A 6,817-nucleotide genomic window follows, 5' to 3' on the forward strand; every position below is an offset into this window, starting at 1 on the left:
CAAGACAAAAGTTGTGTGATGGGCCAGATTGCAGCGCGTGACCCATCACACACAGCCAGGAGCGCCTTAGCGCAGCGGCGGGTAGACATAGCCGCTATTGAAGCCCAGCGGAATGTCCAGCCCCCAGAACAGATACAGCGTAGCGGTCAGCACGACCAGCAGGCCGACGGTGTAAGGCAGCATCATCGAGCACAAGGTGCCGACACCCGCATCCTTGCAGTACTGGCGGCAGTACATGATGATCAGCGGGTAGAAGGCGAACATCGGCGTCGACACGTTAACGGCCGAATCCGAGATGCGGAACGCCGCCTGCGTCAGCTCGGGCGAAATACCCACCGCCATCAGCATAGGGACGAACACCGGCGCCAGAATCGCCCACTTGGACGAAGCCGAAGTGATGATCAGGTTGAGGCAGGCGGTCAGCAGGATGATGCCGAACACGGTAAAGCCGGCCGGCATTGCCAGCCCCTTCAAAAAGTCGGCGCCGGAAATGGCGATCAGCGTGCCGATATTGGACTGGGCGAACGAGTACAGGAACTGGGCGCAGAAGAAGGCAAACACCATAAACGAGATCAGCGAGCGGGTAATATTTTCCATCGCTGCGGTCACATCTTTCGAGCTCTTGAATTTCTTCACCGCAAAGCCGTACACCAAGCCGGGAATGGCGAACATCAGGAACAACAGCGGCACAATGGCCTGCATCACCGGCGCCTTGGGGCTGGTCAGGCTGCCGTCCGGTGCACGCCACAGCGAATCTTGCGGCCACAACAGCAGGGCCAGTGCGCCGATCAGCGCGAGCATGGTCAGGCCGGCAATACGGAAAGCCTTGCTCTCTTGTGGCGAGACATAGCGCAGATCCTGATCCTTGCCGGTATCCAGCTCCTTGTTTAGCGGCAGCGAGGCTTTCAGGCGTGGCTCGACGATGCGATCGGTGATGAACCAGCACACGGCGATCACGCCGAAGGTGCCGCCCAGACTGACAAAGTAGTTGCACAACACATTGACGTCATAGACCGGGTCCATGATGCGCGCGGCACCCTGGGTAAAGCCCTGCATGATGGGGTCGATGGTGGACGGGGTGTAGCTGGCGGTAAAGCCGCCGGCCAGACCGGCAAACGACGCGGCAATACCGGCTAGCGGATGACGGCCGCAGGCATAGAACATCATGGCGGAAACCGGCATCAGCACCACATAGGCCGAATCGGACGCCATATGGCTGAGTACGCCGATAAATACCACGGCCGGGGTGAGGATCGCCTGCGGCGTGATATTCAGCAGTTTCTTCAACAACACCTGAATAAAGCCACTACCCTCGGCAATACCAATACCCAGTGTGGCAACAATGGTGATGCCCAAAGGCGGGAAGCTGATGAAGTTTTTCACCATGACGGTGACGAAGGTGGTCAGCTGCTCCGGCGCGAGCATATTGACCACCTGGATGGCGTCGCCGGTCAGCGGATGGCGGTAGTCGAAGCTAACAAAAGACAAGGCCCACGATAATCCCCAGCACACAAACAAGGCGTACAGGAACAGCATGGTGATGTCGGGCAACTTGTTGCCGACCCGTTCTATGGTATTGAGAAAACCGGTGCTTGGCGCGTGTGGCGGAGCGCTCTCGGTGATGGCAGCCATTTCTTCCCCTATATTGTTCAAACTTCGCTTACTCCCTTGCCATCAGCCGGATGGGCTTGCATGACAAGGGACACGGACGAATCAATATAAAAGAAGCATGTAGTTGCTAATTTTGATACATATCAAGTCGTGACCGAATGATGGCCACAAAGTGCACGATGCGCGGGAAAGAAACGGCGCATCTACGCAGCCTGGTTTACGCAGAAACGCCGACAGCAGGTACACGCCCCCTGACCGCATGGGCCCGCGCGCTGCAAAGGATACGGCCAGAAGCATCGGCCGGCAGACGCGCGCGCATGCGCGCCTGCAGCAAAGCCCTCTCCTCCGCCGCCATCGCGGACAATAAGGGCGCAACACTTGGGCCTAACTGTACGGTGGCCCAGTAGTCGTCAAAACTGGCAAAGCTACGCTCTACGGTGATCGCGCACGTTTTTACCGCCGCCAAGCCCGCTGCCGTCCACAGCGCCTGCAATACCTCCATCCGCGAGGAGTCAGGGCTGGGCGGTTTTGACAATGTGTACCCCAGGGCGCGTATCTCGGACTGCAAGGCGTGATAAGGAAAGCCGCCGCCCGGCATATCCCACGCATAGGCGCTGACCATTCCGCCCGGACAAACCACGCGCGCCATTTCGGCCACTCCCCGCGCAGGCTCCGGCACGAAAAAAATCACCAGCGGCATGACTGCGGCGTCGAATGCCGCAGCAGGAAAAGGCAAAGCCATGGCGTCGCCCTGGCAAAACCGTGCGTCGGACAAGCCTGCGCGCGTGCCGGCAAAGGCAAGCTGCTCGGCGGATGGGTCTAGGCCCTGTAGCGCGGCAGGTGCCGTACGCTCGGCGAGCATGCTGGTAAAGGCGCCGTTGCCACAACCGATGTCCAGCCAGCGCAAGCCGGATGGCGGCGCCAGCCAGTCGAGAAAAACCTCGCCGGCCAACTGGCTCCACCGTCCCATATAGCGTTCGTAGCCCGCACCATCGTCAAAGCGGATTGGCGTGTCTGCCATGGCTATTATCCTGTATTGAGCTGCCAGCAAAGACGGGCAAACTTCAGATGGGCATGCCAGCGGGCAAGGGCGGTGTCGCCGTGGCCGGCCACTGGCGCAAACTATCAAATACGGCGGCGATGCCCGCCTCCTGCTCGCCCCAGTAGCCCAGACGCAGCAGGCAATCGATAGCCACCAGCGCCGCATCAGCCATAAAACGCTCCTGCAACAGCAAGGCTTCGACTTCAGCCAAAGGCAGCAGGCTGTGCTCGGCCACTTCGCCATCCTGATTGGCGGGCTTGACCCCCTCGGGCAGCCACAGATCGAAGGCATGCAGCCACTCGCGGTGCAGACCGCGCGCCACCGGCCGTTCGGCCAGAATACGGCTGGCAACCGTCAGTGGCGCCAGCCGTTCGGCGCTAATGCCGGCCTCTTCCCAGCCTTCGCGCAAGCAGGCGTCGTGCACCGTCTCGCCGGCAGCGACACCGCCGCCGACCAGATTGTCCATGCGGTTGGGTTCAAATGATTTGTCCGGGCTGCGCCGCCCGACCCACATCCGTACTTCGCCAGAGCTAAGACGGGTCAGGCCGTTAATATGCGCCGCGTGGCTGGTCAGCCCCAAGGGGCGGAAGGCGGCACGATCAAGCTGAAACAAGGGCAAGCCGCTGGCCTGATAGCTGGCGAATTTCTCGTCGCGCCAGCCGCTAAGCCAGCCCGCCTCGCACCAGGCGCGTGCCGCCGCATCCAGCAGGCGGCTGTTTTCATGACGGTTACCGGTCAGGTGGCAGGCCAGCGCCTCGCCTTCAGCCATAAACAGGCCGGATGGGCAGGACAGCAGACGCGCATGCCAGACCGGGTTGACCGCCCCCATCACCTCACCCGCGATCCGCAGCGGCACAAAGTCGGACAGATCATGCAGGGCAATACGCTCAAGATATTCGGCAACGGCTGGCATGAGAGTCCCCAAAATAGTCAAAACGCCGCCATTCTAACCGCATTCAATGACATTGACTTAAAAAAGACTCGATCTCGTGCTGATGTGCCCGGTGCCCCTCGGGCTCGGCTTCCACGCCCAAGCGGCTTAGCAGTTCCAGAACCTCACGGCTGGCCGCTTCCATGGCCAGCAGATGACGCGTCACATCGGCATTATTCTGCACTCTGAACGCCTCCAGAGTCAGGCGGCCCGCACTATGCACCCGCTCGTGCGGTGCAACGAGATCACGAAATGCCGGATAGCCAGAGAACTCTTCGCGCCCGCGCCCATGTTCATACCAGTTGCCGAGACGGCACTGGTGGTGGTCGGCCAGGCCTTCGGGCTTGGCATCGATGGCCTCGCCGGTCAGCACGGTACGATAGATGCCCAGCTTGAACACCACATGATCCAGCCGCGCGACCTCCAGGAAAGAGAGATTGGCGCCTTGCTCGATCGAGTCGCGCATGGCTCGCGACAAGGTCAGCAGTTCCTGCAGATTGTGTGCTGTCGTCTCACCCTGATTACGGTGCTGTTCGGCCTCGCTCGCAGCCGCTTCGACCCGAACACTGGTCGAACGGGTGCTCTCCTCGATAGAGCTCACCAGCGTACCTATCTCGCGTGTAGCCTGGCTGGTCCGCTCGGCCAGCTTGCGCACCTCATCCGCCACCACGGCAAAGCCGCGTCCCGCTTCGCCAGCCCGTGCAGCCTCAATGGCGGCATTGAGCGCCAGCAAATTGGTCTGGTCAGCCACATCGCGAATCAGCTCGACAAAGCTGCCTATCTTGCCGGTATGCTGGTTCAGGTTGCGGATGTCGCCGGCAATGTCCACCTGCTGATCCACCAGCGCCCTGAAGCTGTCTATCATATTGAAAACTGAAGACAGGCTGCTTTCCAGCGCCGATACGGCATCTCCGGTACGCACCCTGTCGCCCTCAAGCACGCCAGCCAGCTCTGCCAGCGACTGCTGCACCCCGACCAGACTCTGCCAGCGACTGCTGCACCCCGACCAGACTCTGCTGGCATTCACCAAAACCCTGTCGACCGCTTTGTCCCTGTTGGGACTGCTTACGCAAGGCTGCGCATTCATCAAGCAAATCGCGCCTTTCCTGCTCGACCTGCTCCAGCCTGCCCTGTAGCACCTGACGCTGCTGTCTCTCGTCCTGCAACGAAGCTTCTGCCTCTTGCAGGGCTTTACGCGTGGCGCGTCCAAACATGGGCCATCTCCATAGGTGAAAAATCAATGTGCATTATGCATGGTTAATCAATAGGAATATTGCGCCTAGTCAAGCCACAGCCTTGCCCCCAGCCCCGATTCGCGCTCGGCCAGCTGCCCGGTGGCAGCCAGCAGCACCGCCTGCGGCCCGATCAGCCTGCACTGGCACCGCGCGCGGGTGATGCCGGTATATAAGAGCGCACGCGAAAACAGTGCCGAAGGCTGGGCGGGCAGCACCAGCCATACCCGGTCAAATTCCGAGCCCTGGCTCTTGTGCACCGTCATCGCAAACGCGGTTTCATGGCCGGGCAGGCGCGCCGGAGCCACTGCGCGGAAACTGCCGTCGGCGCGCGGAAAATACACGCGCAGGCTGCCGCCATCCTGCAGGGCAATGCCGATATCGCCGTTAAACAAGCCCACGCTGTAATCGTTTTCCCGCACCATCACCGCCCGCCCGGCATACCATTCCGACTCGGCCTCGCGCAGTCCATCGCGCAGCAAGCGCGTTTCGATGGACTGATTGAGGCGCGCCACTTCGCGCTTCTCGCCGGTCAGCAACATGAAACGCAGGAACTCGGCAAATACTGCATCCGCCCCGGCTCCGGCGTGCACCAGCGCAAAATAGGCAGCCCGCTCGCGGTAATGTTCGTCGTCGTCCGGTGCAAACGCCGGGCGCCATTCGATATCGGGATAACTTTCATCGGCCAATAGCCCCGATACGCCCTGCGCGTCGCCACCATTCACCGCGCGCGCCAGACGGCCGATGCCGCTATCTGCGCCAAAGCGATGGCTGCGGGTGAGGAAAACCACCGTGTCAGATAGGGCCTGTGCCGGGCTGGCGGCCCCCGGTGCCGCGAGCCCGGCTGCCGCCAGCCATGCCAGCGTGTCGCTGCTCCACGCCTCGCGTTCGGCCACATCACCCAAGACCGCACCGGCATCGACCGAAGCCAGCTGGTCACGGTCACCCAGCAGGATCAGACGCGCATGTGCAGGCAAGGCCGCAACGGTGTCGTGCATCAGGGTCAGATCCACCATCGAGGCTTCGTCTATCACCAGCACATCCAGCGGCAGCGGGTTGCCTGCGTGATAACGCGGCGCATCGCGCCCGGGCACCAGACCGATCAGCCGGTGCAGGGTTTGCGCATCCCCGGGCAATTGCGCCTTGACCTGCGCATCCACCTCCAGCGCCGCACGCGCGCCGCGCATCGATTCGGACAAACGCGCGGCCGCCTTGCCGGTGGGCGCCGCCATGCCCATCACCAGCGGGCGTGGCGACAGGGCGGCCAGCATCGCCAACAGGCGCACCACGGTGGTGGTCTTGCCGGTGCCGGGGCCGCCGGAAATCACCAGCAGATGCTGGCGCACCGCCAGCGCCGCCGCCAGACGCTGGCGGTCGGCCGCCCCTTCGGAGGTCGGAGCAAACAGCGCGTCCAGCAAGGTGGCGACCCGCTCAGGATCGACGGCGTCCTTATGGGCAGCCAAGGCAGCCAGACGCTCGGCCAATTCCTTTTCAAACCACCAGTGACGGGCAAAATACAGGCGACCGGCCTCGTCCAGCACCAAGGGCGCATAGCCGCCGGGACGGGCAAGCAAAGGGCTGGCGGCAAGCTCGCGCCGGCTCTGTGAGTCAGCGATGCGCCGGCACACATGGCCGGCGCGGTTAGCGCGGATCAGCGCGATGATCGCGGCCTCGGCCGCCTCGCCCAGCGCCGGGTCCAGCCGCCGCATCAGGCCGGACAGCACGCCGGGCAAGACTTCGCTGACGTTCTCTTCAGTTGGCGTCTGCATCCAGCCTCGCCTCCAGCGCATCGCACACGGTCTTGAGCACCTTGATGCGCGCATAGTGCTTGTTGTTGGCCTCGACCAGCGTCCACGGCACCCGCGTCGTGCTGGTGCGGTCTATCATGTCGCACACCGCCAGCTTGTAGTCGTCCCAGCGCTCGCGGTTGCGCCAGTCTTCGTCGGTGATCTTGAAACGTTTGAAGCCGGTCTCTTCGCGTGCCTGAAAACGCGCCAACTG

5 protein-coding genes and 2 pseudogenes are annotated in these 6,817 nt (G+C 62.3%); all 7 read right to left on the reverse strand.

The window, feature by feature from the left end; genetic code table 11:
- Positions 1–66: 66 nt before the first annotated feature.
- Positions 67–1,632, reverse strand: coding sequence for an AbgT family transporter (locus EGI20_RS07225; RefSeq protein ID WP_498630857.1), 1,566 nt, complete (start codon positions 1,630–1,632; stop codon positions 67–69).
- A 196-nt stretch (positions 1,633–1,828) separates the two neighbouring features.
- Positions 1,829–2,632, reverse strand: a complete 804-nt coding sequence (locus EGI20_RS07230; RefSeq protein WP_498630859.1) for a class I SAM-dependent methyltransferase — start codon at positions 2,630–2,632, stop codon at positions 1,829–1,831.
- 43 nt (positions 2,633–2,675) lie between these two features.
- The gene (locus EGI20_RS07235; RefSeq protein ID WP_498630861.1) at positions 2,676–3,566 is read right to left on the reverse strand and encodes an NUDIX hydrolase; all 891 of its coding nucleotides are present in this window, start codon (positions 3,564–3,566) and stop codon (positions 2,676–2,678) included.
- Positions 3,567–3,609: 43 nt separating this feature from the next.
- Positions 3,610–4,050, reverse strand: a complete 441-nt coding sequence (locus EGI20_RS07240) for a CZB domain-containing protein (protein WP_498630864.1) — start codon at positions 4,048–4,050, stop codon at positions 3,610–3,612.
- Positions 4,051–4,095: 45 nt separating this feature from the next.
- A pseudogene (locus tag EGI20_RS07245) lies at positions 4,096–4,350 on the reverse strand (methyl-accepting chemotaxis protein); the annotation flags it as partial.
- 513 nt (positions 4,351–4,863) lie between these two features.
- The gene (recD, locus tag EGI20_RS07250; protein ID WP_498630863.1) at positions 4,864–6,585 is read right to left on the reverse strand and encodes an exodeoxyribonuclease V subunit alpha; all 1,722 of its coding nucleotides are present in this window, start codon (positions 6,583–6,585) and stop codon (positions 4,864–4,866) included.
- Positions 6,569–6,817: pseudogene (locus tag EGI20_RS07255) on the reverse strand (polyphosphate:AMP phosphotransferase); the annotation flags it as partial. The gene recD and the pseudogene EGI20_RS07255, both read right to left, overlap by 17 nt.

This window comes from Aquitalea sp. S1-19 (assembly GCF_024343515.1).

Bases quoted from the DNA above. Each gene is read 5' to 3' on its own strand.
- recD (WP_498630863.1), bottom strand. From the start codon at position 6,585: ATGCAGACGCCAACTGAAGAGAACGTCAGCGAAGTCTTGCCCGGCGTG.
- EGI20_RS07230 (WP_498630859.1), bottom strand. From the start codon at position 2,632: ATGGCAGACACGCCAATCCGCTTTGACGATGGTGCGGGCTACGAACGC.
- EGI20_RS07225 (WP_498630857.1), bottom strand. From the start codon at position 1,632: ATGGCTGCCATCACCGAGAGCGCTCCGCCACACGCGCCAAGCACCGGT.
- EGI20_RS07240 (WP_498630864.1), bottom strand. From the start codon at position 4,050: ATGCGCGACTCGATCGAGCAAGGCGCCAATCTCTCTTTCCTGGAGGTC.
- EGI20_RS07235 (WP_498630861.1), bottom strand. From the start codon at position 3,566: ATGCCAGCCGTTGCCGAATATCTTGAGCGTATTGCCCTGCATGATCTG.